The organism is Dyella sp. SG562 (assembly GCF_011759495.1).
Lineage (GTDB): Bacteria > Pseudomonadota > Gammaproteobacteria > Xanthomonadales > Rhodanobacteraceae > Dyella_D > Dyella_D marensis.
Genome location: NZ_JAAOYS010000011.1, coordinates 127,565 through 152,448, shown reverse-complemented (window position 1 = coordinate 152,448; position 24,884 = coordinate 127,565). Strand labels below are relative to the sequence as shown.

The following is a 24,884-nucleotide window of genomic DNA, read 5'->3' as shown; positions in this document are numbered from 1 at the left end:
GCTATTTCTCTTTGGTTACTTTCTCTTTGAGCCAGCAAAGAGAAAGTGACTCGGGCGCCGGCAGGCGTCCGAAATGCCCGCTGCATAAGCGGCCAGTTCGCGTCACCGCGAAAACCAGGCGATAATGTGAAAGTTGGGGCGTGCCCCACTAATCCGCCACAAACCCGATAGTCGCATGCGTCCCATCGCAAAACGGCTTGTTCTTGCTCCCGCCGCACCGGCACAGAAACGCGCTGGTCACCCGCGCCACCATCCGCCCGGTGCCGCTGACGATCTCCAGGTTCCCCCGCACCTTCAACGGCCCGTTCGGCTGCGGCTCCACATGCAGCGGCCCGTTGCGCACCGCCAGCATGTCGGTGGCCTTGCCGGTCGGCGGTTCGCCGCTGGCCGTGAAGCCTGCATCGTGATGCGAGCCATCGCAGAACGGCTTGTTCTTCGACGCGCCGCAACGGCATAGCGTGGCGCGATAACCGGCCGGCGCACCGTTCAGATACAGCTCGCCGCGGAATGCATACGGGCCGGCTTCGCGCGTGCCGGCCAGATTCACCGGTGGCGCGGTTTCGTCGGGACGGCCATCGCGGCGGCGGTACTGGATCGCGCCGGAAGGGCAGGCGTGGGCGATGTCGGCGAGGCGTTCCACGTCCATGGTGTCCGGATGGATCCATGGCCCCTGCACATTGGCAAGGAACACGGTGGGCGCGCCGGTGACGCAGAAGCGGGCATGGATGCAGCGCCTGGTTTCGAACAGCAGCGTCAGCTTCTCGCCCTCGACGCGTTCGATGCCGTCTTCGACGGTCGACGGCGTGGACGGCGAGGGCGGTGCGGCGACGGCAGCCACCGGTGCGCTCGCGGTGCTTGCCGCACGATCCAGCTCGAAACCCTGCGTCGCGCTCTGCGCCAGCCGCTGCAGCAAGGTCGCCGCCGCCGCCGTACGCGCATCGCCTTGCTCGTTCAAGCGCAGCGCCGCTTCCGTCAACTGCTGCAGCCGCTCGACGAAGAACCGCCGCGCGCCAGGCCCCGGCGGAAACGCCGACGCATCACGCAGCGCGATAAACGACAACCCCGCATGGCACTGCGGATTCGACGGCCCCGCCGGCAAACGCGCCGCGCGTTCGGCCAGCGGCGCGATCGCCCGCATCAGGCCCACGGCCAGGTCCACCGACAGAGCCTTGTCCGGATCCGGCGACGGCACCGCATATGCGTAACCGAGCAATCGCAGCATCAGGCCATACGCGGTATTGGCCAGGTCGACGGTGGCAATCGCGCGCGCATCCTCGATCCACACGCGGCCCTCGGGACGCGGCGGCCGGCGCATCACCGGATTGGTGGCGGCGGGGAAGGCGGGAATGAACAGGGGATCCTCCGCCAGCAGCGCCTGGTATTCCGTGCGGATCGCGGCGAACTTCCGGTAGTGCGAGTCTTCGACGTTTTCCAGCGCGCCTTCACCCTGGGTGACGATGGCATCGAACGCGGCCAGCGCCGTCTTCAGGCAGATCACGCGCTTGCAGCCGGGCAGGTTGGCGTCCGCGTCGGTCAGCTGCAGCTCCGGCGTGCCGCACAGCGCGCCGGCTTCGCCATGGATGTCGACCATGCGGCGCAGGCCTTCGCCGAGTTTTTCGTAGAACTGGCCCACGGTGTCGTAGTCCACGCCCATCGGCGTGAGGCGCGGGCCGTCGGCGCCGCGCACGAAGCTGCGGTCCGAGGTGAAGCCCTCGCCATCCGGTTCGTCCGAACCGGCGGGGCGTTCCAGGTAAATGAAATGCTGCAGCGTGGCCAGGTTGAACGGCGCCAGCTTCACCACCACGCCGGCCGGCAAGATGCCGGGGTCCAGCGGAAAGTTGAAGCGGCCGATGCGCGGCGCGCCGCCCAGCGCGACAGTGATGTTCCACACCGCCACCAGGTGGCCCATTTCTTCCGTCGCCACCTGCAGGATGGCGCGCCGCCAGCGCATCACCGCTTCCAGCTGCGCCGGCGTCAGTCCTTCGTCCACCGAGGTCTTCAGCGAGAAGGCGGCGTACAGATAGGTGCACATCAGGCAGTGTTCGAGCTCCGCCGCCTCGTACAGCGCGTGCAGGGCCTGCTCGCGGCTGGGCGCGGAGAGATGCGGGTGGTTGCTGGCCATGGGCTGGCTTCCCGGATGAGCGTGTCGTGGGGATATCGAGGGTACCGCGCCCTGCACGATAGCGCGGCGCGGCCATGGCCTGGAAGCCGGCCGCCGCCACGTGCGCCCGGTCGGCGGAAGCGGAGGACAAATGCCGCTCCGCGTCAAGGCAGCGCCGGCGCCTCGGCCTCTCTACAATGCGCACCCTTTGCCCTTCCGGAAGACAAGCGATGGCGGACCTGGTCGTCAACGAGGAACTCAAGGCCTATATCGATCCCATGACGCCCGACGAGTACGAGGCGCTGGAGCGCAGCATCCTGGCCGAGGGTTGCCGCGACGCGCTGGTGCTGTGGGGCGACACCCTGGTCGATGGCCATCACCGCTACAGCGTCTGCCGCAAGCACGGTCTGCCGTTCCAGACCATCCAGAACACGCGCTTCCAGTCGATGGAAGACGTGCACCTGTGGATGATCGAGCAGCACCTGGGCCGGCGCAGCGTGTCGCCGTTCCAGCGCGGCGTGCTGGCGCTGCGCAAGCGCGAGATCCTGGCGGCGCGGCGTGGGCGGGTAAAGGAAGCCGAAGACGAAACGCCGCCTTTCGAGGTCGATGCCGCGCCGGAAGCACCCGCCGAAGCGGCGGCCGCGGAAACGCCGGTTGCGTCGCCCGAGCCGGTACCCAGCCGCGAAGACCTCGCCCGCGAGGCGCGCCTCAGCCACAGCCAGGTCGGCCTGATCGAGAAGATCCAGAAGCAGGCCACCGAGGAAGTGGTGGCCGCGGTGAAGTCCGGTGTGCTGTCGATCCATGCCGCCGCCGCCGTGGCCAGCCTTCCCGCCGAAGAACAGCGCGCGGCGGCCGAGGCGGGCGGGAAGGAATTGAAGGAAGCGGCCAGGCGGGCGCGCGAGTCGAAGCGCAAGCCGCGCAAAAAAGAGCAGGAAGAAGGCGAGGCCGCCGCCGGGTCCGCGGAAATGGACGAGCGCGAGGAGCTGCTGATGCTGCGGCAGCGCGTGGCCGAGCTGACCGCGGAGAACGAGGAGCTGCGCCGCCGGCTGGCCGAACTGCAGGGCTGAAGCGGGATGCCATCAGGCATGCTGTGCGGAAGGCCTCCAAGGCTTAGGCTGCAGGGGTCAACCGCCGACCAGGAGCGTTCCATGTTCGATATGCGCCGTCTTGCCCTTTGGCTGGTCCCGCTGTTCGTTGGCGGCGTTGTCCATGCCGCGACCCCCGCCGCCATTCCGCAAGGCGATGCGCTGGTGCGCACCGTCAACGAGCTCGATAAAAAAGTCTTCGATGCCTACAACAGCTGCGACCTGAAGACCTTCGGCGATTTCTTCAGCGCCGACATCGAGTTCTATCACGACAACGGCGGCCTGATGCTCGGCCGCGAACCGGTGGTCGAAGCCACCCGCCGCAATATCTGCCACAAGGTGCGGCGCGAGCTGGTCGGCACGCTGGAGGTGTATCCGATCAAGGATTACGGCGCGATCGAAACGGGCACGCACCGCTTCTGCCAGATCGGCGGCAAGACCTGCCAGGGCGAGGGCAAGTTCCTTCATATCTGGCGCTACCAGAACGGCCAGTGGCAGCTGACGCGCGTGGTCAGCTACGACCACCACAGCATCGAGAACGGCGGCAAATAAGCGCAACGCCGATTGGCTGAACGGCAACCCCCTTCGGCTGCCGTCGAGGGCCGGCCCGCCGGCGCCTTCACACTATGCTGTGCGAACATCGTCGATCGACCAGGGGGACCGGACTGGTGGCCGAAGGGTGATCCCATGAGACTGTCTGGCGTAGGTGGTGGGCTGCTCGCGCTGCTTGCCTTGCTGTTCGTAGGGCTGCTGGTGGCCGTGGCGTTCTACACGGAGGCCGTCGCGCCCAAGGACCTGGCGACCTGGACGTTCCCCTTCGTGGGCACGCTGCTCGGCGCGATCCTCGCCTTCAAATACCAGGGCATCAACGAAGCCATGCGGCGCGAGGAGCTGCGCGCCGGCGCGATCAACCGCGCCATCCTGGTGCTGGTATCGCAGGCGCATTACCTCTCCACCGTGCAGGCCGAGCTGACCAAGGGCAAGGACACCTGGCACCAGATCTCCAACCTGCGCGCGTTTCCCAACCCGCCCAGCAGCCATGCGCGCCAGCGCGCGGAAGACCTGACTTTTCTGGTGGAGCGCGGCGATGCCCACCTGATCGTGCAGGTGGAAGCCGTGCAGCGCCGCTACGACGATTGCATTCTGCATCTCAATATCCGCAACGACCTGCTGTTCGAGATCGTGCATCCCATGGCGGCCCGCGCCGGCATCATGGGCAAGCCGATCACCATGGAGCAGTTCAAGCAGGCGCTTGGCGACATGCATTTCGCGCGCTGGGAAACCGCGGCGACCAACGTCTACCAGTCCATTCCCGCCACGCTGGAGGCCATGCCCAAGCTGGCCGCGAAGCTGCGCGATGCGGGCGTGAAATGGTTTCCGCGGCGGAAATTCATCGAGCGGATTGATATTCCGGTTGGCTGATCGCGCCGCCCGGTGTTTTTCCGCCCTGCGCCAGGCACAGATCCTTGGGTTTCCACGGCGGATTGCGCATGACCGCGGGCTGCGCGGCGTCGTGCAGCACCAGCACCAGTGCGCGGCGCGTCGTATCTCCCGCGCCATAGAGTTTCATCGGCACGCCGGCGGCGACGGCGCTGCCTTCGCCCGCCTGCAGGGTCTGCGTGCCATCCGGCGTTTCCAGGCATTGCGCGCCTTCGACGACATAGAAGACTTCCGGGCCGGGATGGCTATGCGGCAGTGAATCCATGGTGGCGTCGGTGGTGGCGACCATATAAGTCGCCGTCTGCACGCCGTCGGTCGGCGGCGTGAACGGGCCGATCGTGGCGACGTGCCGGCCGCCTTCCGGGCGCCAGCTTTCTTCGGCGATGGTCAGCAGCCACACCTGCCCGAAGGCTTCGATCACGCTGCCGTTCCTGCCGCGCGCCGTGCGCGCCGCCCTGGCATCGGCGAAGGTATCGAGATGCCAGTACAGCGGCCCGGCCGGAGGATCGGCCATCGACTCCTGCGCGACGATATAGCAACCGGTATCGCCCACCTTGTGCGTGCCCAGCGGCTGGCAGCCGTTCGGCACCATGGAGCGGTGGTCGTGCTGCGCCATGCATGGCGTGGCGGCGAGCGCCGCGAGGGCGAGGGCGGCGAGGCAGAGGTTTCGTGGCATCGGTGCACTCCTTGGCGTGGCGCGAAACGCACCGATGCTAGCCCGCTGCAGGCAGCATCCGGTATCGACCGAATGGCCAGCGCGCCGTGGTGGCTTTTGTCATCTTTCCAGCGCGACGGCGCGTGCGTGGCGGAGACTTGCCGCGATCAGCAAGCCGATGCCTGCCGCCACGCCGCCGATCAGGAACACGCTGCCGTATCCCGCCCGGTCGGCCAGTAATCCGGCCAACGGGCCGGTGAGGCCGTAAGCGGCATCCTGGAATGCCGCAAAACCGCCCAGGGCCGTGCCGCGCAGATGCGGTTCCACCAGCTGCACCACTTCGCGCCCCATCGCCGGAAAGATCATCGAGCAGCCCAGTCCGGTAAGGAAGGCGCCGGCAAAGGCGAGCGCGGGATCGTGCGCGCCCCAGATCAGCACCTGCCCCACGGCTTCGATGGCCAGCGAGCCGATCGCCACGCGCAGGCCGCCCATGCGGTCCGGCAGATGGCCGAAGCACACGCGCATCAGCACGAAGCCGGTGCCGAAGGCGGTCAGTCCGAGTCCCGCATAGCTCCATTGCCGGTCGAGGAAGTACAGCGTGAAAAATGCGCCGATCGCGGCAAAGCCGATGCCTTGCAGGCAGACGATGGAGCCGTGCAGCCAGATCCGGCTCATCACGCTGAGGAACGAAGGGCGGCTGGTATCCGGATGCGCCGGTACGCCGTCGATAAAGGCGATGGCCAGCAATCCCAGGCATGGCAGCACGGCGCTGATCGCCATCGCGCCGGCAAAGCCGATACGGCCGAGCAGCGCCACGCCGATGGGCCCGCCCACCGCCAGCGCGCCGTAGATGGCCGCGCCGATCAGGGCGAGCACGCGGCCGGAGCGGGCAGGGCCGGCGATGCCGATGCCCCAGGCCACGATGCCGACGCCGACCAGGCTTTCGCCGAGCCCGACCAGCAAGCGCCCCGCGAGCAGGCCTGCATAGGCGATCCATGCCGACGGCAAGGAAACGTCGGCGATCAGCGAAACCAGCGCGCCAGCCATATAGAAGGCCAGGCCGCGTCCCACCGCGAGCTTGGCGCCACGGCGATCCGAGATGCCGCCGGCATAGCCGCGCGTGGCGATGGTGGCGAGAAACGCAATGCCGATGCCGAGGCCGGCCCAGGCATTGCCGAGTTGCAGCCGGGTGGTGACGTAGACCGGCACGATGGGCAGGGCGATGCCGATGCACAGGTAGGAAATAAACAGAATGGCGGTCAGCAGAAGGAGGCGGCCCTGTGCGGGGTCGCGTGCGGGAGTCGAAGTCATGGGTGTTCCGGGCGTTGGGTCGGCGGCCTGGTATGCTGCTTCGAGCCGGTCGGTGAGATGGGTGCGCCGCACGTCATCCTGGGGTAGGCCAGGATCCAGCGGCGGTAGTGTTTGGTTTCAGCGAAGCGCAGATCGCTCTGGCGCCAGGCGACCATCACGCGTTGACGCCACTGGATCCCGGCCTACGCCGGGATGACGCCCACCGGGATGACGCCATAGGGGCTGTGATCGACGGTCGGTACCTTGCCGGCTTCGTCCAGCACCCGCTCAAGGAACGCAATGACGATATCCCCACGATCGTCTGTTCCCAGCTCATAAGCCGTCCTGCCGTAAGGCGAAATGGGCGTCCGGAAGAACCACTCCCAGATCGCCTCGCGGTCGGGCTCGACTTGTTCCGCCAGAGCAAGGATATGCAGCAGCAGACTATTGCTCATGGTTGTCCTCCGCGGCCGTGTTCTAAGGCCGGTCAGCGCTCCATCAGCCGAGCCGCATCGACAGCTCGACGTCTTCCGCGAACGGCACCGACATGTACCCGCTGGCCGGGGCGCGCACGCGTTCCAGGTATTCCGGGCTGTAGTCGGCGTTGTCCGCCACCACCAGGGCGCCGGGGCGCAGGCGGCTTTCCAGCAGGGCGAGCACTTCCGGATAGAGCGCCTTGGCGCCATCGAGCAGCACGAGGTCGATCGCATCGGGCAGGTCGGTGCGGAGTGTCGTCAGCGCGTCGCCTTCGCGGATCTCCACCAGGTCGATCACGCCGCCGGCCTTCAGGTGCTCGCGCGCCCGCGCCACCTTGGCCGGCTCGAACTCGGTGGTGGTCAGGCGGCCGCCGCCGTTGTCGCGCAAGGCCGCGGCCATGTGCAGGGTGGAAATGCCGAACGAGGTGCCGAATTCGACGATGGTCTTCGCGCGGGTGCTGCGCGCCAGCATGTAGAGCAGTTGCGCCGTTTCGCGCGACACGGGAAGCCACAAATCCTTCATGCGTTCATAAAGATCGCGATACTCGGTCTTGCTGTGCATCAGCCGGTTCAGTTCCTCGCGTGGGAAATCGGACCAGTTCGGGCTGTTCGCCTGGGACTGCGCGAACAGGTCGTCCAGCAGCGGGGCAAGCGGGGCAGTGGTGAGGGTGCTCATGGGTTTTCTCCGGTACTTGCGTGGGTATTGCGGGGCCGGATTAGAATGCGAGTAATTCGTCAGTTTTCCTATTCGCATTGCCGGAGCGGCCATGAGCGAACCCAAGAACCCCAGGATTTCCTCGCGAAAACAGCCCAAACAGGCCCGCTCGAACGAGCTGGTGGCGGCCATTCTCGAAGCGGCTGCTCAGGTTCTGGCGAAGGAGGGCGCGCACCGCTTCACCACGGCGCGGGTGGCCGAGAAGGCAGGTGTCAGCATCGGCTCGCTTTACCAGTATTTCCCGAACAAGGCAGCGATCCTGTTCCGGCTGCAGAGCGACGAATGGCAGCAGACCACGGGCTTGCTGCACCAGATATTGCAGGACAAGAGCAGGGCGCCGCTCGATCGTCTGCGCGCCCTGATCCACGCCTTTATCCGCTCCGAATGCGAGGAGGCCGCGATGCGCGTGGCGCTGAGCGACGCCGCGCCGCTTTATCGCGATGCGCCGGAGGCGAAGGAGGTGAAGGCTTCCGGAGAGAGGGCGATGCAGGCGTTTATGCGGGAGGTGTTGCCTGAGACGCCTAAGGCCAAGAGGGAGTTGGCGGGGGAGCTGGTGAAGGCGACGATGAGTGCGGTGGGGAAGGAGTTTTCGGAGAGTCCGCGGACGGAACATGAGATCAAGGCATATGCGGATGCCATGGCGGATATGTTTTGCGCTTATCTTGAGCGACTCGGTGCCACATCCCAGTGAGCTTGGCGCCACAGGGCCGTCATAGATATGGCAAGTCCATTCATCGCAATGAGGGCAAAATGTTCGCGGTCATCCTGATCACCTTCCTGCTTGCTGCCCTATAGCTCCCTTCGGCCGTCGTACTCGTTTTCGTCGGACGGGTTTCGCTTGCAGGCATGCTTCGAAAAGCCTGGCGCGTATGGGCGGGGCAGGTGGCGCTGGCGGCAACGCTTATCTACCTCGCCGATACCTTGGGTCTTGCTAACCCTGCAGGCTATACCGCGGCCATATGCTTTGGTCTCGGCGGGGGCGTGGCAGGGTATTTTTGGCTTGCCCTGCGCCACCAGCGCGCAGGTGTGAATTGAATGGATATATCGGCGAATCGATACGGACAGCGCAGGGGGCGATTTGAACAGCAGCTTCGCCAGGTCTTCGATCCTTGGCCTTTTTTGCGCGGCCCTTGTGTGGTGCCCCCGCGTGTCGGCTATGCCGAAGGACACGTTATGCCCTCATCTGCGCGCATTCGTGGTTTCGGTGCGGGCGAAAGAAACCCGCACGTTCGAATTCCACACCTCCTGGGGTGGTCCCTTCAAAGGCATGAAGGAGAACGCGTTCTCAGCCAAGTATTGCGACCATGATGGCTACGCCCCTGCCAAGGCGGCATGCGATGACCTGATGGCGCGTGGCGATGTCGAGTTCGCCGGCAATAACGCCCTTCTGGCGATGGCTTGCCTGTCGCCTGGCACGCGCTTTGGCTGGGGCACCGACTTGAGCCGCATCGACCTGACATTCGGCTACGTAGCGACCCGTCGCGACCGCGATGTCACCATCCGGTTTGATCGGGATGATCAGGTCGGCGGCATGGTGCTGACCGTCGCGGTGAGCGCTTATTGAGCAGGGAGTTACCCGATGACCTACATTCTCCGCGCCATCCGCGCCGACATCACCACCCTCGACGTCGATGCTATCGTCAATGCTGCCAACTCCTCCCTGCTCGGCGGCGGAGGTGTGGATGGCGCCATTCACCGGGCGGCCGGGCCCGAGCTGGTGCATGAATGCCGCCTGCTGGGCGGCTGCAAGACCGGCGATGCGAAGATCACCAAGGGCTACCGCCTGTCCGCAAGGCATATCGTCCATACCGTAGGGCCGGTCTGGCGTGGCGGCGGGGAAGGGGAGGCGGCTCTGCTGGCTTCCTGCTATCGGCGTTCGATCCAACTGGCGATAGAGCATGGCGCCGGGACGCTGGCGTTTCCCAGCATCAGCACCGGCATCTATGGCTACCCGATCGAACTAGCAGCGGGTGTTGCGGTTGCGACGGTGCGTGCGACCCTGGGTGAGACGCAAGCGATACGGGAAGTGATCTTTTGCTGCTTCTCGCCCCATGATCTTGCGATATACGAAGAGGCGCTCGCGTCATAGGCCTTATGGGCGCCTGCTTTTTTTGACGCTGTCTCATGAAGTGAGCCAACAGCCACGGAAGCTCCCGGCATCCCGCGCAGGCGGGCCCTCGCCTGGACGCACCCATGATCAACACCCTGGCCGTCGCCAACTACCGCTCCCTGCGCTCGCTCACCATCCCGCTCGGCCGGCTCAATCTCATCACAGGTGCCAACGGCAGCGGCAAGTCCAACCTCTACCGCGCCCTGCGCCTGCTGGCGGAAACCGCGCATGGCGGCGTGGTGAGTGCGCTGGCGCGTGAGGGTGGTTTGTCGTCCACCTTGTGGGCGGGGCCGGAGAAGATCACGCGCCGCATGATTACCGGCGAGATACCGATCCAGGGGCTGCCGCGGCAGGAGCCGGTGGCGCTCAAGCTGGGTTTTGCCGGTGATGATTTTGGTTACGCCATTGACCTGGGCTTGTCACCACCATCCGATTTTCCGACGGCTTTCCAATTCGATCCGCAGATCAAGCGCGAAGCGATCTGGGCCGGACCTTTCCTGCGCCCGGCCAACGTACTGATCGATCGCCGCGGCGCGCTGGCCCGCACCAAGGAGGGCCGCAACTGGCGCGTGATGGCCGAACATCTGAACGTATTCGAGAGCCTGTTCACCCAGCTGGCGGACGGTGAGCGCGCCCCCGAAGCCATGGTGATGCGCGAGAGGATCCGCCAATGGCGCTTCTACGATCATTTCCGTTCCGACCGCGATGCTCCCGCACGCATGACCCCCTTGGGTACGCGCACGCCGGTGCTCAGCCACGACGGTGGCGATCTGGCGGCGGCCTGGCAGACCATCGTCGAGATCGGCGATACGCGGGCGCTGGCCGCGGCGGTGGAAGATGCCTTTCCAGGCGGCTCCGTCCATGTCGAGACCGGCGGCGGCCGCTTCAATCTGCTGTTCTCGCAGCACGGCCTGCTGCGTCCGCTCTCCGCTGCCGAACTCTCCGACGGCACGCTGCGCTACCTGCTCTGGATCGCCGCCCTGCACACCCCCAGGCCGCCTCCGCTGATGGTGCTGAACGAGCCGGAGACCAGCCTGCATCCGGACCTGCTGCCGGCCTTGGCAAGGCTGATCGTGCAGGCGTCGAAGCGCAGCCAGGTATGGGTGGTGTCGCATGCGGGGCGCTTGATCGCCGCGCTGGAGGATGCGCCGGGATGCAACGTGGTGGCGCTGGAGAAGAACCTGAGCCAGACGCGGGTGGTGGGGCTGAGGGAGTTGAACGAGCCGGCTTGGTATTGGCCGGAGAGGTGACGGCGATGCCGCCAGCCGCTCAGGCAGCCGCCGGCGGAAACGGCACGATCTTCGGACGCTTCTTGCGCCGCGCCTCCCACAGGTCGAACTGAGCCTGCATCGTCGTCCACATTTCCGCGCTGGTGCCGAGCGCGGCTTCCAGGCGCAAGGCCATGTCGGCGGAGATGCCGTTGCGGCCATTGAGGATGCGGGAGAGGGAAACCCGCGTGATGCCAAGGCGCTCAGCCGCCTCCGTGACCGAAAGTTCGCCGAGGTATTCACGCAGTACTTCACCGGGATGGGCGGGGTTGTGCATGCGGGACATGATGTTTCCTCAGTGATAGTCCTGATAGTCCACCAGGATGGCGTTCTTGCCTTCGAAGGCGAAGGTCAGCCGCCAGTTGCCGTTGACCTTGACCGACCAAAGCCCAGCGAGCTCGCCTTTCAGCGGATGAAGCTCCCAGCCTGGCGCCCCCATGTCGGAGGGCGCGACGGCTGCATCCAGCGCTGTAAGCAGGATGCGCAGGCGCGATCGGTGATGCGCCTGGATGCCTGCGATCGAGCCGGTCTCATAGAATTTCCTTACGCCCTTGTGGCGAAAACTCCTGATCATCTGCCTGCCCCAGAGACTGGTTGAGCCCGTGCATGAGGCTTTGGGGCCTCATTGCGCCATGTCGATAGCCTGGCGATCACGGATGGACGATCGATGCGTAATGTATAGCATCGATATACAGCGATCAATGTCGCTTCGTCCGCAAGTTTTGCAAATTTGGCGGGCGTCTCTGGGCAGGACTACATAAAAAAGGCGTTCCCCTACGCAAGTCGGGAGTTCGCCGACAGCAGGAGTTTCCTGGCGCTAGGACATGTCTTATGGGGCTGCCCGTGCGATCATGCCGCATGACCGCTTTCACCACGCTCCCCCTCAAGCCCGCCTTGCTCGCCAGCGTCCAGGCGCTGGGCTACGACGAGATGACCCCGATCCAGGCGCAGAGCCTGCCGCCCATGCTGGAGGGGCGCGACGTGATCGCCCAGGCGCAGACCGGCAGCGGCAAGACCGCCGCCTTCGGCCTCAGCCTGCTGCAGTCGCTGAGCGTGGAGACGATCCGCCTGCAGGCGCTGGTGCTGTGTCCGACGCGCGAGCTGGCCGATCAGGTCAGCAAGTCCATCCGCAAGCTCGCCGCCAACATCCCCAACGTCAAGCTGCTGACCCTGTGCGGCGGCATGCCGCTGGGGCCGCAGCTGGCTTCGCTCACGCACGATCCGCACATCGTGGTCGGCACGCCGGGCCGCGTGCAGGAACACCTCAAGCGCGGCAGCCTGCATGGCGGCGGCATCCAGGTGCTGGTGCTGGACGAGGCGGACCGCATGCTGGACATGGGCTTCAGCGAGGCCATCGACGATATCGTGAGGCGCATCGCCAAGCACCATCAGACGCTGCTGTTCTCCGCCACTTATCCGGAAGACATCCGCGAGGTGAGCCGCCGCCTGCAGCGCGATCCGGTCGAGATCACGGTGCAGGCGCCGGCCGATACCAAGCCTGTTATCGAGCAGCGCTTCGTCGAGGTGGATCCTGCGCGCAAGCTCGATGCACTGGCGCAACTGCTTACCGGCGAACGCGGCCAGCATGCGCTGGTGTTCTGCAATATGCGCCGCGATGTCGATGCCGTGGCCTTGGAGCTGGACCAGCGCGGCTTCTCCGCACTCGCCCTGCACGGCGACATGGAACAGCGCGACCGCGACGAAGTGCTCGTGCAATTCGCCAACCGCAGCTGCGCCGTGCTGGTGGCCACCGACGTGGCCGCGCGCGGACTCGACATCACCGCCTTGCCGCTGGTGGTGAGCTACGACATCGCGCACGATCCCGATACGCATACCCATCGCATCGGCCGCACCGGCCGCGCGGGGCAGACCGGCCTGGCGATCACGCTGTGCACGCCGCGCGAGAAGCCCAAGGCCGACAATATCGAGCAGGTGCTCGGCCAGCCGCTGGCCTGGCATGCGCTCAAGCTTTCGGCGCCGCGCGGAAAGACCTTGAACCTGGCGCCGATGAAAACGCTGGTGATCGATGCGGGGCGGCAGGACAAGCTTCGTCCTGGCGATATTCTCGGTGCGCTTACGGGAGACGCAGGCCTGAAGGCGGACGACGTCGGCAAGATCGATGTGTTTGCCACCCGGGCCTACGTCGCTGTAAGTCGATCCCTGGCGAACAAGGCGCTGGAGCGTCTGCGCGCGGGCAAGATCAAGGGGCGCAATTTCCGGGTGCGTACGCTGGGCTAATCCGCCGTAGACTCCGCCAATCATCCTCCCAGGGGTATCGGGCCATGAAGCTGCTCATTCTCGCGACTTTCGCCGGCTTGCTTGCCGCATGCGCCTCGCAGCGGGAACCGGCAACCCCGCCACGCTCCGCGCAGATGGCCAACCCCGCCTCCGTCTACTGCCAGCAGCTCGGCGGCAAGCTGGACATCGCCAAAGGCAAGGACGGTGGGGAAACGGGTTATTGCACCTTGCCCGGCGGTGAGCGGATCGAAGAGTGGGAGCTCTTCCGCCGGGACCACAAGTAGTTCGCAGGCAGCAGACAGCAAAGACCTACCGCCCTTCCAACGGACTCCTCATGCACACCAACGACTCGTTGCAACGCGGCCTCCAGGAGCGCCACATCCGCCTGATGGCGCTGGGTTCGGCCATCGGCGTGGGCCTGTTTCTCGGTTCCGCCAATGCGATCCGGCTCGCCGGCCCCGCCATCCTGCTTTCCTACGTGCTCGGCGGCCTGGCGATCTTCATCATCATGCGCGCGCTCGGCGAAATGGCCGTGCAGAATCCGGTGGCCGGCTCCTTCAGCCGTTATGCGCAGGATTATCTCGGGCCGCTGCCGGGTTATCTCACCGGCTGGAATTACTGGTTCATGTGGCTGATGACCTGCATCGCGGAGATCACCGCGGTGGGCGTCTACATGGGCGTGTGGTTCCCGGATGTGCCGCAGTGGATCTGGGCGCTGGCGGCGCTGGTGACCATGGGCGCGGTCAATCTGGCGGCGGTGAAGGCGTACGGCGAGTTCGAATTCTGGTTCGCCATGATCAAGGTGGTGACCATCGTGCTCATGATTCTCGGCGGCGGCGCCATGATCGTGTTCGGCCTTGGCAACCAGGGCGTGCCGACCGGCATCAGCAACCTGTGGACGCATGGCGGCTTCATGCCCAACGGTGCCAAGGGCATGCTGATGGCCTTGCAGATGGTGATGTTCGCGTATCTGGGCGTGGAGATGATCGGCCTTACGGCGGGCGAGGCGGACAACCCGAAGAAATCCATTCCCGATGCGATCAACTCGGTGTTCTGGCGCATCCTGATCTTCTATGTCGGCGCGCTGTTCGTGATCCTGTCGATCTACCCGTGGAACGAGCTGGGCACGCAGGGCAGCCCGTTCGTGATGACCTTCGAGCGGCTGGGCATCAAGTCGGCTGCGGGCATCATCAACTTCGTGGTGCTGACCGCGGCGCTGTCGTCCTGCAATGGCGGCATCTACAGCACCGGTCGCATGCTTTACAACCTGGCCCAGCAAGGGCAGGCGCCGCGCACGTTTGCCGTGACATCGGGCACCGGCATTCCGAACCGGGCGATCCTGGTGTCGCTCGTGGCCTTGCTGCTGGGCGTGCTGCTCAATTACCTCGTGCCGGCGAAAGTGTTCGTATGGGTTACCTCGGCGGCGACCTTCGGCGCGATCTGGACCTGGGGCATCGTGCTGATCACGCAGATGAAGTACCGCCGCAGCCTGAGCGATGCGGCACGCGAGCAGCTGGTCTTCCGCATGCCGTTCTTTCCCTACGCCTCGTATCTGGCGCTGGCGTTCCTGCTGCTGGTGGTCGGCTTGATGGCTTATTTCCCCGACACGCGCGTGGCCCTGGTGGTCGGGCCGCTGTGGCTGGTGTCGTTGACGGTGCTGTACTACGTATTCGGGCTGGGCCGTAAAGCGGTCGCGTAGAAGGCGGCCGAAGGGCCCTGGGCGACGGATGGGAATGGCTGTCCACGGGGGGAGCGGGTATGGGGCGATCCGCCAATACGGCTTTGGCGCTGGTGATGCTTGGCTGGCTGCTGGCCTGGTACGGCGTCATGTCGCAGTTCGGTGATCCGGCGCCGACGGTGCCGGAGTCCGTCATCAAAAGACAGCACGACATTTCCACGACCGTTCTGCTGCTGGGCATCGCGTGTCTTATGGGCGCGCTGTGGCTATCGGGGCGATCTTTCGCCGGAGCCCGCCGCCGTTCCTTGCTGGCGGCAGCACTGGTAGTCGTGCCGGCGGGTATCGTGCTGGCGGCGCTTTACTGAAGGCCGAGCAGCGAGGCTCTCATGAAGATACTCAAGCGAATGGCGGGCGGTGCGCTGATATCTGCCGTCCTGTTCTTCGCACTGGGCTATGGGCTGGCTTTTGCCGCGCGGGACAAATGCGTGAGCGATACCGCACGAGCCGTGATGGAACAGCACATCAAGGGCAGGGACTTCAGCGGAACCGTAGTCGAGGTCAATGCTGCCGCCGTCGAATCGAGGATTCGATGGCCTTTTGTCGTGGACGTCTATTACGGCGTACCGCGAGACCTTCATGTCACCGTGCACCGTGATCGTTATGTCGTGTGGCCATGGAAAATCAGCAAGCCACTGCACACGGTTTATTATTTGGTCTGAGCAGGGCGGCGGACAGCCGGGTGCCGATAAGGCCCTGTCAACGCCACAGGCGGCCCCGCTGGTCGCGAGGCCGCCTTCACTGCATCAGCCCTTGATGAACGCCAGGATGTCGTTATTGATCACATCCGCATGCGTCGTCGCCATCCCGTGCGGAAAGCCGGGATAGATCTTCAAGGTGGCGTTCTTCAGGATCTTCGCCGACAGTACGCCGGCATCCTGGTACGGCACCACCTGGTCGTCGTCGCCGTGCAGCACCAGGGCGGGCTGCTCGATCTTCTTCAGGTCCTCGGTGAAATCCGTTTCCGAGAAGGCCTTGATGCAGTCGTAATGGGCCTTGGTGCCGCCCATCATGCCCTGGCGCCACCAGTTGCGGACAATGCCGTCGGAGACCTTGGCGCCCGGGCGGTTGAAGCCGTAGAACGGGCCGGCGGGGATATCCAGGAAGAACTGCGCGCGATTGGCCACCAGCTGCTTGCGGAAATCGTCGAACACTTCGATCGGCGTGCCGCCCGGGTTGTTGGCGCTCTTCACCATGACCGGCGGCACCGCGCCGATCAGCACGATCTTGGCCGTGCGCTTCTGGCCGTGGCGCGCCACATAGGCCGCCACTTCGCCGCCGCCGGTGGAGTGGCCGATATGGATGGCGTCGCGCAGGTCCAGCGCCTCGGTGAGGGCGGCGAGGTCGGCCGCGTAATGCTCCATGTCGTTGCCGGTGTCGGTCTGGGTGGAACGGCCGTGGCCGCGGCGGTCGTGGGCGATCACGCGGTAGCCGTGGTCCAGGAAGAACAGCATCTGGGCGTCCCAGTCGTCCGAGGACAGCGGCCAGCCATGGCTGAAGACGATGGGCTGCCCCTTGCCCCAGTCCTTGTAGAAGATCTCGACTCCGTCTTTGGTAACGATCTTGTCGGTCATGGCGTGCACTCCGTGGATGAAGGCTGAGGTCTCTGCGCAGCTGCCGTGCATGCTACGCAAAGGCAGCCAGCGTATCGCCGGCGGCGCCAAAGTCACAGCGCTTCGTGGATGACACAGTGTTTCCTTGTCGGCGCGGTTGGCATTTCTTTTGCCACGCCCGTTCAAGGCCTGAAGCATGTATCGCCGCTGCTACGCCTTCGCGACCCTGCGCCGTACCCCGCCGAAGCGGACGCGAGCCCGCGCGCATGCATGGCGTGGGCGCGTTGCATGCCTGGATTTAACGGCGGCTGCAGCACAGTCCAGCTTTGCCCTGGCCGGAACGCATGCCCAAGCGCAGACCACGCCGCCATGTCGAAGCCGCCAGCATCCCTTCGAGGCCAACCATGAAGCCCATCCAGCAATTGCGCCAGCTCGGCCAGAGCCTCTGGCTGGACAACATCACCCGCGACATGCTCGACGACGGCAGCTTGCGCCGCTATATCGACGAACTGTCGATCACCGGGCTTACTTCCAACCCGAGCATCTTCAACGCCGCCATCGGCGAAGGCAGCGCCTATGACGGCGATATCCGCGCAAAGGCGCGCGCGGGCCTGGCCGGCGAGGATCTTTTCATCGAGCTGGCGCTGGACGATCTGCGCCGTGCCGCCGACCTGTTCCGTCCGGCATTCAAGACGAGCCAGCAGGCCGATGGCTGGGTGTCGATGGAAGTGTCGCCGCTGCTGGCGCACGACACCGAAGGCAGCATCCGTTCCGCCAGCGACATCCACGACAAGGCGCAGCGCCCGAATCTCTACGTAAAGATTCCCGGCACGCCGGAGGGTGTGCCGGCGATCGAAGCATCGATCTACGCCGGCGTGCCGATCAATGTGACCCTGCTGTTCTCGCGCGAGCAATACGTGGCGGTGGCGCAAGCCTATATGCGCGGCATCGAACGCCGCCTGGAGGCCGGGCTGGATCCGCGCGTGGGCTCGGTCGCTTCGCTGTTCGTCAGCCGCTGGGACGTGGCGGTGCAGGACAAGGTGCCGGAGGAATTGCGCAACCGGCTCGGCATCGCGATCGGCGGGCGCGTGTACCAGGCCTACCGGGAACAGCTGGCGTCGAAGCGCTGGCAGGCATTGGCCGAGGCCGGCGCACGTCCGCAGCGTTTGTTGTGGGCCAGCACCGGCAGCAAGGACCCGAAGGCCTCCGACACCTTGTACGTCGAGGCATTGGCTGCGCCGGACACCATCGACACCATGCCCGACAAGACGCTGCTCGCGTTCGCGGACCACGGCACGGTCGGCAGCGCCATGCGCACCGACGGCGGCGATGCGGAGCAGGTGCTGGCGCGCTTTGCCGATGCCGGCGTGGATATCGACGCGCTCGCGCAGCAGCTGCAGCAGGAAGGCGCGGCTTCGTTCGTGAAGTCCTGGAAGCAACTGCTGCAGCGCATCGCCGAAAAGAGCGGGCGGCTGGCTGGCGCCTGAGCGGCGCATTCCCCTTCACGACATCAGGTGACCCGCATGGCGGACAATCTCGACCAGAAATGCATCAACACCATCCGCTTCCTGTCGGTGGACATGTTGCAGAAAGCCAACAGCGGGCACCCCGGCCTGCCGCTCGACGCGGCGCCGATGGCCTACGTGCTGTGGACGCGCTGGCTGAAATACCACCCGGCCAACCCGGACTGGTTCGACCGCGACCGTTTCGTGCTTTCGGCCGGCCACGGCTCGGCATTGCTTTACAGCCTGCTGCACCTCACCGGCTTCGATCTCTCGCTGGACGACATCAAGCAATTCCGCCAATGGGGCAGCAAGACGCCGGGGCATCCGGAACGCGGCCACACGCCCGGCGTGGAAACCACCACCGGCCCGCTGGGGCAGGGCATGGCCAATGCGGTGGGCATGGCCATCGCCGAAGCGCAACTGGCGGCGCGCTACAACCGTCCCGGGCATACGGTGATCGACCACTGCACCTATGCCCTCGTGAGTGACGGCGACCTGATGGAAGGCGTGGCCTCCGAAGCCGCGTCGCTGGCGGGAGACCTCAAGCTGGGCAAGCTGATCTGCCTGTACGACCAGAATTCGGTGACGCTCTCCGCCGGCACCGACATCACCTTCGGCGAGGACGTGCGGCGCCGTTTCGATGCCTACGGCTGGCATACCATCGCGGTGGCGGACGGCAACGACCTGATCGCGCTGGACGCGGCACTGGAGACCGCGCGCGCGAAGACCACGCGGCCGACCATGATCCTGGTGCGCACGCACCTGGGCTATGGTTCGCCGGAGCAGGACCAGTTCAAGGCGCATGGCTCGCCGCTGGGCGAAGAGAGTGTGCGCAAGACCAAGCAGAAGCTGGGTTGGCCGACGGAGCCGGACTTCCTGATTCCCAACGATGCGCTGGCGCATTTCCGCCAGGCGCAGCGGCGCGGTGAGCGGTGGGAGGCGGCGTGGAATGAACGGATGGCGGCCTACGCGCAGGCCTTTCCGGGCCTCCACGAGGACTTGCAGCTGCTGATCCGGCGCGAGCTTCCCAAGGACTGGGATGCCGGCATTCCCAGCTTTCCAGCCGACGCCAAGGGCATGGCCACGCGCGATGCTTCCGGCAAGGTGATGAACGCCTTCGTGTCGAAAGTACCCGGTTTCACCGGCGGTTCGGCCGATCTCGATCCGTCGACCATGACGGCGTTGAAGGGGCAGGGCGATTTCCATCCCGGCGCGGCGCAGGGCGCCGACCTGCAAGGCACCGACTCCGCCGGCTGGAGCTATGCCGGCCGCAATGTCCACTTCGGTGTGCGCGAGCACGCGATGGGCGCCATCGCCAACGGCCTGGCGGCGCATGGCGGCATGATTCCGTTCGGCTCTACCTTCCTGATCTTCTCCGACTATATGCGGCCGCCGGTACGGCTGGCGGCGCTGATGAAACTGCACGTGATCCACGTGTTCACCCACGACAGCGTGGCGCTGGGCGAGGACGGACCGACACATCAGCCGGTGGAGCAGCTGGCGAACTTGCGCGCGATTCCCAACCTGTTGCTGATCCGCCCCGCCGATGCCAACGAGACCGCGGTGGCCTGGCGCGTGGCCATGGAAACCAAGGATCGCCCGGTGCTGCTCGCACTGACCCGGCAGAAGGTGCCCACGCTGGATCGCGAGCGCTGCGCGGCGGCCGACGGCCTGCGCCGCGGCGGCTACGTGCTGTTCGATACGCCGGGCCGCAAGCCCGAGCTGATCCTGATCGCCAGCGGCTCGGAAGTGAGCCTGATCGTGGCCGCCGCGGAACGCCTGCAAAGCGATGGCGTGGCGGTGCGTTGCGTGTCGATGCCGTGCTGGAAACTGTTCGACGCATTGAGCCAGGAGCAACGCGACGAGGTGCTGCCGCCTTCGGTCGGCGCCCGGCTGGCCGTGGAGCTTGGCGTGTCCCAGGGCTGGGAACGCTATCTCGGCCCGCGCGGCGACATGCTGGGCATCGAGCACTTCGGCGCGTCGGCGCCGGCCGAAGTGCTGCTGGAGAAATTCGGCTTTACCGCGGACGGGGTCTACGCCCGCGCCAAGGCCCTGCTCGCCAGGTAATGCTTATTCCTTGGTGATGGCGTGCCCGCCGAACTCGTTGCGCATCGAGGCCAGCAGCTTGTCGGCGAAAGATTCCTTGTCCCGCGAACGCAGGCGTTCGATCAGCGACTGCGCGATCACCGGCACGGGCACATTGAGCTCGATCGCCTCGTCCACCGTCCAGCGGCCTTCGCCGGAATCCGGCACGTACGGCGCGATGCCGGCCATCTCCGGGTTCTTTTGCAGCGCGTCGGCGGTGAGGTCGAGCAGCCAGGAACGCACCACGCTGCCGTGGCGCCAGATCTCGGCGATCCGGTGCAGGTCGAGCGCGAATTCGGCCTTGTGCTTGAGGATCGAGAAGCCTTCGGCATACGCCTGCATCAGGCCGTACTCGATGCCGTTGTGGACCATCTTGGTGTAGTGGCCGGCACCGACCGGCCCGACGCGCGCCCAGCCACGATCGGGCGCCGGCGCAAGCGTCTCGAAAACAGGACGCAAGCGCTCGATCGCCGTTTCGTCGCCGCCGATCATCAGGCTGTAGCCCTCGTCCAGGCCCCAGATGCCGCCACTGGTGCCGCTGTCGACATAGGCGATGCCGTGCTCGGCGAAGCGCTTCGCGCGGCGCTGGGTGTCCTTGTAATAGGAGTTGCCGCCGTCGATCACGGTGTCGCCCGCGGCGAGCAGCGGCAGCAGTGTATCGAGACTGGCATCCGTGGGATCGCCCGCCGGCACCATCAGCCACAGCGCGCGCGGCGCGGGCAGGGCGGCGACCAGTGCGGCCAGCGATTCCGCCGAGGCGGCGCCCTTGTCTTCGAGCGCCTTGCGCGCAGCCGGTTGCGGATCGAAGCCGACGATGGCGTGGCCGCCGCGCATCAGCCGCTGCGCCATATTGGCGCCCATCCTGCCCAGGCCGATCATGCCGAGTTTCATGGTGGGTTCCTCGCGTGGGTTGTCATGGCAGAGCGGCATGATGAACCATCGGAGCAGCCGGCGACATGTATTCGCCGCGAAAACCGAGGACGCTCCCATGGCCGAACGTTCGCAACAACCTGTGTCACCTGGTTTCGTCGTGCTGAAGCAGACCGCTGCGGGGCAGTGGCAGCTGCTGGGCGAAGCGAGGCGCAAGCCTGGCCTCACCGCACAGGCCGCGCGCACGCACGCGATCATGGAAGCGACGGGCGGCAAGGCGAAGGCGGGGGAAATCTATGCCGCGGTGCTGCGCAGCGAATGGCTGGTTGCGCAGAAGTGGAGTCCGCCGGCTTAAACGTCCGCGTATTTCTTCAGGGCCTTATCGTCTCGGTGGAGGGGCGATTGATGGAAGGCGGCCGCACGGCACGATAATCTGCCTTCTCACCGCCATCCTCCTCCTTCCACCGCGAGCCCCATGACCGCCACGCCGCGCAACGTAGCCCTGGATCGACTGCGTTCCTTCGTCACGCTCCTGGTGCTGCTGCATCACAGCCTGCTCGCCTATCACCCCTATGCGCCGCCGGCGGCTCCGTTCAACGCGCCGGCCTTGCTTTGGACGGCCTTCCCGGTGGTGGACAGCGTGCGCCTGCCCGGCGCGGAGTGGGTGGTCGGCTTCAACGACGTGTTCTTCATGGCGCTGATGTTCCTGGTCTCCGGCCTGTTCGTGTGGCCTGCGCTGGCGCGCCGCGGCGCCGTGGATTTCATCGGCGAGCGGCTGCTGCGCCTTGCGGTGCCCTTCATGTATGCCGCCGCCGTGCTCGCGCCGCTGGCGTATTACCCGGCCTGGCGGATAAGCGGTGGCGGCGGTGGCGGCCTGGGCGTGCTGGCGTTTCTGCAGGACTGGATGCGCTTGAGCGTGTGGCCGGCGGGGCCGGCCTGGTTTCTCTGGGTCTTGCTGGTGTTCGGTGTGCTTGCTGCGGGCGTGTATGCGCTTGCGCCGAAAGCCGGCGCGGCGCTCGGGCGCCGGCTGACAGGGCAGAAGCCGATCGTGCTGTTCGGTGTGTTGGCGGGCCTTTCGGCGCTGGTCTACCTGCCGGCGACGCATACGGTGGATCCGGAGGCCTGGCTCAGTTTCGGCCCGTTCTTCGTGCAGATCAGCCGCGCGCCGGTCTATGCGCTGTACTTCGTAGTGGGCATCGGCATGGGTGCCATGACGTTCGAGCAAGGGCTGCTCGCGCCGGATGGCCCGCTGGCGCGGCAATGGCGGGATTGGCTGGTTTCGGCGCCGGTGGTGTACGTGCTGCTGGTGGCCATTCAGATGGGCCTGGCCAAGGCGCAGGGCGCGGGAGCGTCAACGGATATCTGGCGCATTGCGGAGAACCTCGCCTTCGTCGCCTCCTGCGCGGTGTCGTGCATCGCCTTCCTCGCGCTGTTCCTGCGTTTTTTCAAGCGCGGCGGCCGGATCGGCAACAGCTTGTCGCGCAATGCCTATGGCATCTATCTGGTGCACTACGTGTTCGTGACCTGGCTGCAGTGGACGCTGCTCGACTGGCCGCTGCCGGCGTTCGAAAAGGCGCTGATCGTCTTCGTGGGAGCCGTGCTGCTCAGCTGGCTGACCACGGCGATCCTGCGGCTTATCCCCGGAATCGCCCGCGTGCTTTGAGCCGCTGCGCCAGCAGCAGCACGCAGGCCGCGGCCAGCAGCATGCGCAGGGCATCGAGCGCATCGCCGAATGGATCGCCGTTGCGCACATGCGTGGCGATGGCGCCGAGCATCATCAGCACGAGCACCGCTGCCGCCACCGGGCGCAGGGGGCGCAGCAGCAGTGCAAAGGCGCTCAGGCTTTCGACCGCCATCACCACGTACATCGACCACACCGGATAACCGGAAGCCTGGAAGAACTGCCGCATCTGTGCATCGTGCAGGGCCTTGCCGATCTCGAAGCCGATGAAGTTGAGCGCGACGTAAACCGATAGCGCCGCGGCCAGCCTGGCGGCAGCCTGCGCGCCGTGTGACCGCTGCCTGGCCGCATCGACCGTCGCCACCGCCGCCATGCCCACCAGCCACGGGCCGAGTGACACGGTGCCGCTCGTCAGTTGGCGCAGGAGGTTCTTCACCGCATCCGGCACCACCGGCAACAGCGCCACGCCGGCCAGCCATGCCAGGCCCAGAAGCAGGCACGCGCCCACCACGATGGCCGACAGCGTCCGCCGCCCTTGCGTACGGATGGGTAGGAGAAGAATGCCCAGGGCGAGCAGCGCCGCGATCCCCGCATGCGCCAGAAAGACCGAGGTATCCGACATGGGTTGCGGGTTGCGTTGGGAAGGTGGGCGAGTCTACCCAGGCTTCACCGCCGGCCCGCCCGTGCCGGAAGTCCCGTGGGACGCGGCCTGGGGCGGGGCGGCCCTATGCGCGGAAGAGAGAACCCGGAAACCGGGTGTCCCGGAGTGGCAGGGTTACTTCCGGGTGCCCGGACGCTTGACGTCCGGCTTGGACGGCGCTTCGCCGGTATGGTTCGGGTCGCGGTCGTAGTGGTTGGATTTGGTATAGCTCTTCACTTTCTCGCCCACCGGGGCTTTTTTCTTGTCCACCGGCTTGCTCGCGTAGGCAGAGTGGATTTCGGCTAGCGAGATGTCTTTCGGGGGCTGGTTCATCGCAGTCTCCGCGGGCGGGAAAGATTCACCGTACACCTACTGCCCCCGAGAAGCGAATGCGGGAGGTCATTTCACTCGTTTTTCACGAGAGGCCGGGGCCGCGCCTCAAGCTACCGCCGTGCTCAAAGCCACCACATCCCGCCGCGGCGGCGCGCCGAACATCCGGGCGTATTCGCGGCTGAACTGCGAAGGGCTTTCGTAGCCCACGCGGTAGGCCGCCGATTCCGCATTCGCTGCGCCCGCCATCATCAGATCGCGCGCTTCCAGCAGGCGCAGCTGCTTCTGGTACTGCAGCGGCGTCATCGCCGTAAGCGCCTTGAACTGGCGATGGAAGGCCGATGGGCTGAGGCGGGCAATCGCAGCCAGCTCGTCGATGCGCACCGGTTTGCGGAACTGGTCGCGCAGGCGGTGCAGGGCTTTCATCATGCGCTGGGTATGTCCGGAGCCGAGCACCACATCGGCAATCTCCCCTCCATGCGGCCCGGTCAGCAGCCAGTAGCAGAGTTCGCGCTTGATCATCGGCGCCAGCACCGCAATCGCGTCCGGCGTGTCGAGCAGGCGCGCCAGGCGCAGCACGCATTCGGTAGTGGGGCCGGTGAAGTCGGCAACGAAGATGCCACGCTGCGCGCTGCCCGACAGCGGTGGCGGCGCCGGCATGCTCTCCAGCATCTCGCGCATCGCGGCGGGATCGAACTCGATCACCACGCACAGATAAGGCTCCGCCGGACTGGCGCGCGTGACGCGGCTGAGGCCCGGCATGTGCACGCTGACCACCAGCGCCTGTCCGGCGCTGTAGTCGTAGCGCCGGCCACCGAAGATGCTGCACTTGGCGCCTTGCACCACCACGCACAGCACCCGCTGCGATACCAGGTGCGTGGGATGCTGCTGCCGTCGATCGGCGCGGATGAACGAAACGCCTTTGATCGGCGTTTCGTGGAAGCCTTCGCCGCCACGCCCGCCGGTATGGCGCTTGACGATATCGACCAGCGTGTCAGCCATGGCGCAATCCCCGGTATGCATGCAATGGATGCTAGCGCCATTCGCGCCCCCGGCAACGGGGCCCGAGCAGGATCGGGCAAGAACATGGCCGGTTCCGGCATTCGA

At 66.0% G+C, this 24,884-nt stretch carries 28 protein-coding genes; 16 read left to right on the top strand and 12 right to left on the bottom strand.

Annotated features, from left to right (window positions below):
- Positions 1–148: 148 nt before the first annotated feature.
- Entirely contained in the window at positions 149–2,122 is a 1,974-nt protein-coding gene (locus tag FHW84_RS18570; RefSeq protein WP_167257478.1) for a ferritin-like domain-containing protein, read from the bottom strand.
- 209 nt (positions 2,123–2,331) lie between these two features.
- Between FHW84_RS18570 and FHW84_RS18565 the strand changes: the two genes are divergently transcribed.
- The 3 genes from FHW84_RS18565 (at position 2,332) to FHW84_RS18555 (ending at position 4,608) form a co-directional block, all read left to right on the top strand.
- The gene (locus FHW84_RS18565; protein WP_167257477.1) at positions 2,332–3,168 is read left to right on the top strand and encodes a plasmid replication/partition related protein; all 837 of its coding nucleotides are present in this window, start codon (positions 2,332–2,334) and stop codon (positions 3,166–3,168) included.
- Between the two features lie 81 nt (positions 3,169–3,249).
- Positions 3,250–3,738 (top strand): nuclear transport factor 2 family protein, encoded by a 489-nt coding sequence (locus FHW84_RS18560; protein WP_208399863.1) that lies wholly within the window; start codon positions 3,250–3,252, stop codon positions 3,736–3,738.
- A gap of 135 nt (positions 3,739–3,873) precedes the next feature.
- Positions 3,874–4,608, top strand: a complete 735-nt coding sequence (locus FHW84_RS18555) for a hypothetical protein (RefSeq protein WP_167257476.1) — start codon at positions 3,874–3,876, stop codon at positions 4,606–4,608.
- On the opposite strand, the gene FHW84_RS18550 is transcribed toward FHW84_RS18555, so the two are convergent.
- The 4 genes from FHW84_RS18550 to FHW84_RS18535 all read right to left on the bottom strand — a co-directional run bounded on the left by FHW84_RS18550 (position 4,577) and on the right by FHW84_RS18535 (position 7,723).
- Positions 4,577–5,302, bottom strand: a complete 726-nt coding sequence (locus tag FHW84_RS18550) for a hypothetical protein (protein WP_167257475.1) — start codon at positions 5,300–5,302, stop codon at positions 4,577–4,579. The genes FHW84_RS18555 and FHW84_RS18550 overlap by 32 nt on opposite strands.
- A gap of 99 nt (positions 5,303–5,401) precedes the next feature.
- Entirely contained in the window at positions 5,402–6,592 is a 1,191-nt protein-coding gene (locus FHW84_RS18545) for an arabinose transporter (protein WP_167257474.1), read from the bottom strand.
- A 182-nt stretch (positions 6,593–6,774) separates the two neighbouring features.
- On the bottom strand, positions 6,775–7,026 hold the full coding sequence (locus FHW84_RS18540) for a hypothetical protein (protein WP_167257473.1): 252 nt from the start codon (positions 7,024–7,026) through the stop codon (positions 6,775–6,777).
- A gap of 43 nt (positions 7,027–7,069) precedes the next feature.
- Entirely contained in the window at positions 7,070–7,723 is a 654-nt protein-coding gene (locus tag FHW84_RS18535) for an O-methyltransferase (RefSeq protein WP_167257472.1), read from the bottom strand.
- A 91-nt stretch (positions 7,724–7,814) separates the two neighbouring features.
- Between FHW84_RS18535 and FHW84_RS18530 the strand changes: the two genes are divergently transcribed.
- The 4 genes from FHW84_RS18530 (at position 7,815) to FHW84_RS18515 (ending at position 11,122) form a co-directional block, all read left to right on the top strand.
- On the top strand, positions 7,815–8,453 hold the full coding sequence (locus FHW84_RS18530; RefSeq protein ID WP_167257471.1) for a TetR family transcriptional regulator: 639 nt from the start codon (positions 7,815–7,817) through the stop codon (positions 8,451–8,453).
- Between the two features lie 465 nt (positions 8,454–8,918).
- Complete coding sequence (locus tag FHW84_RS18525) at positions 8,919–9,326, top strand: hypothetical protein (RefSeq protein ID WP_167257470.1); 408 nt, start codon at positions 8,919–8,921, stop codon at positions 9,324–9,326.
- Between the two features lie 15 nt (positions 9,327–9,341).
- The gene (locus tag FHW84_RS18520; RefSeq protein WP_167257469.1) at positions 9,342–9,851 is read left to right on the top strand and encodes an O-acetyl-ADP-ribose deacetylase; all 510 of its coding nucleotides are present in this window, start codon (positions 9,342–9,344) and stop codon (positions 9,849–9,851) included.
- A 104-nt stretch (positions 9,852–9,955) separates the two neighbouring features.
- Positions 9,956–11,122 (top strand): AAA family ATPase, encoded by a 1,167-nt coding sequence (locus FHW84_RS18515; RefSeq protein ID WP_167257468.1) that lies wholly within the window; start codon positions 9,956–9,958, stop codon positions 11,120–11,122.
- A gap of 19 nt (positions 11,123–11,141) precedes the next feature.
- On the opposite strand, the gene FHW84_RS18510 is transcribed toward FHW84_RS18515, so the two are convergent.
- Together FHW84_RS18510 and FHW84_RS18505 are read right to left on the bottom strand one after the other, a co-directional pair.
- A complete protein-coding gene (locus tag FHW84_RS18510) occupies positions 11,142–11,426 on the bottom strand; it encodes a HigA family addiction module antitoxin (RefSeq protein ID WP_167257467.1) in 285 nt (94 codons plus the stop codon).
- Positions 11,427–11,435: 9 nt separating this feature from the next.
- Positions 11,436–11,714, bottom strand: coding sequence for a type II toxin-antitoxin system RelE/ParE family toxin (locus FHW84_RS18505; protein WP_167257466.1), 279 nt, complete (start codon positions 11,712–11,714; stop codon positions 11,436–11,438).
- Positions 11,715–11,998: 284 nt separating this feature from the next.
- Between FHW84_RS18505 and dbpA the strand changes: the two genes are divergently transcribed.
- From dbpA to FHW84_RS18480, 5 genes are read left to right on the top strand one after another with little or no spacing between them, the layout of a single operon-like run.
- Positions 11,999–13,378, top strand: a complete 1,380-nt coding sequence (gene dbpA, locus FHW84_RS18500) for an ATP-dependent RNA helicase DbpA (protein WP_167257465.1) — start codon at positions 11,999–12,001, stop codon at positions 13,376–13,378.
- Positions 13,379–13,422: 44 nt separating this feature from the next.
- Complete coding sequence (locus FHW84_RS18495; protein ID WP_167257464.1) at positions 13,423–13,662, top strand: DUF333 domain-containing protein; 240 nt, start codon at positions 13,423–13,425, stop codon at positions 13,660–13,662.
- Between the two features lie 50 nt (positions 13,663–13,712).
- Complete coding sequence (locus tag FHW84_RS18490; protein ID WP_167257463.1) at positions 13,713–15,077, top strand: amino acid permease; 1,365 nt, start codon at positions 13,713–13,715, stop codon at positions 15,075–15,077.
- A gap of 59 nt (positions 15,078–15,136) precedes the next feature.
- Complete coding sequence (locus FHW84_RS18485) at positions 15,137–15,421, top strand: hypothetical protein (protein WP_167257462.1); 285 nt, start codon at positions 15,137–15,139, stop codon at positions 15,419–15,421.
- Positions 15,422–15,442: 21 nt separating this feature from the next.
- Positions 15,443–15,775, top strand: a complete 333-nt coding sequence (locus tag FHW84_RS18480; protein ID WP_167257461.1) for a hypothetical protein — start codon at positions 15,443–15,445, stop codon at positions 15,773–15,775.
- An 84-nt stretch (positions 15,776–15,859) separates the two neighbouring features.
- Here FHW84_RS18480 and FHW84_RS18475 read toward each other — a convergent pair whose 3' ends face one another.
- Positions 15,860–16,687 (bottom strand): alpha/beta hydrolase, encoded by an 828-nt coding sequence (locus FHW84_RS18475; RefSeq protein WP_167257460.1) that lies wholly within the window; start codon positions 16,685–16,687, stop codon positions 15,860–15,862.
- 383 nt (positions 16,688–17,070) lie between these two features.
- Here FHW84_RS18475 and tal point away from each other — a divergent pair, with 383 nt between their 5' ends.
- A complete protein-coding gene (gene tal, locus FHW84_RS18470; RefSeq protein WP_167257459.1) occupies positions 17,071–18,153 on the top strand; it encodes a transaldolase in 1,083 nt (360 codons plus the stop codon).
- A gap of 36 nt (positions 18,154–18,189) precedes the next feature.
- Positions 18,190–20,238, top strand: a complete 2,049-nt coding sequence (tkt, locus tag FHW84_RS18465) for a transketolase (protein ID WP_167257458.1) — start codon at positions 18,190–18,192, stop codon at positions 20,236–20,238.
- Between the two features lie 3 nt (positions 20,239–20,241).
- Here tkt and gnd read toward each other — a convergent pair whose 3' ends face one another.
- Positions 20,242–21,147 carry a phosphogluconate dehydrogenase (NAD(+)-dependent, decarboxylating) gene (gene gnd / locus FHW84_RS18460; RefSeq protein ID WP_167257457.1) on the bottom strand — a complete coding sequence of 302 codons (906 nt, stop codon included), beginning with the start codon at positions 21,145–21,147 and terminating at the stop codon, positions 20,242–20,244.
- Between the two features lie 97 nt (positions 21,148–21,244).
- Here gnd and FHW84_RS18455 point away from each other — a divergent pair, with 97 nt between their 5' ends.
- Entirely contained in the window at positions 21,245–21,481 is a 237-nt protein-coding gene (locus tag FHW84_RS18455) for a hypothetical protein (protein ID WP_167257456.1), read from the top strand.
- A gap of 120 nt (positions 21,482–21,601) precedes the next feature.
- On the top strand, positions 21,602–22,789 hold the full coding sequence (locus tag FHW84_RS18450) for an acyltransferase (protein ID WP_167257455.1): 1,188 nt from the start codon (positions 21,602–21,604) through the stop codon (positions 22,787–22,789).
- On the opposite strand, the gene FHW84_RS18445 is transcribed toward FHW84_RS18450, so the two are convergent.
- The 3 genes from FHW84_RS18445 to FHW84_RS18435 all read right to left on the bottom strand — a co-directional run bounded on the left by FHW84_RS18445 (position 22,761) and on the right by FHW84_RS18435 (position 24,779).
- Positions 22,761–23,429: a DoxX family protein gene (locus FHW84_RS18445; protein WP_167257454.1), complete on the bottom strand. Its 669-nt coding sequence runs from the start codon at positions 23,427–23,429 to the stop codon at positions 22,761–22,763. The genes FHW84_RS18450 and FHW84_RS18445 overlap by 29 nt on opposite strands.
- 153 nt (positions 23,430–23,582) lie before the next feature.
- Positions 23,583–23,780, bottom strand: a complete 198-nt coding sequence (locus tag FHW84_RS18440; RefSeq protein WP_167257453.1) for a hypothetical protein — start codon at positions 23,778–23,780, stop codon at positions 23,583–23,585.
- Positions 23,781–23,885: 105 nt separating this feature from the next.
- Complete coding sequence (locus tag FHW84_RS18435; protein WP_167257452.1) at positions 23,886–24,779, bottom strand: AraC family transcriptional regulator; 894 nt, start codon at positions 24,777–24,779, stop codon at positions 23,886–23,888.
- Positions 24,780–24,884 lie beyond the last annotated feature (105 nt).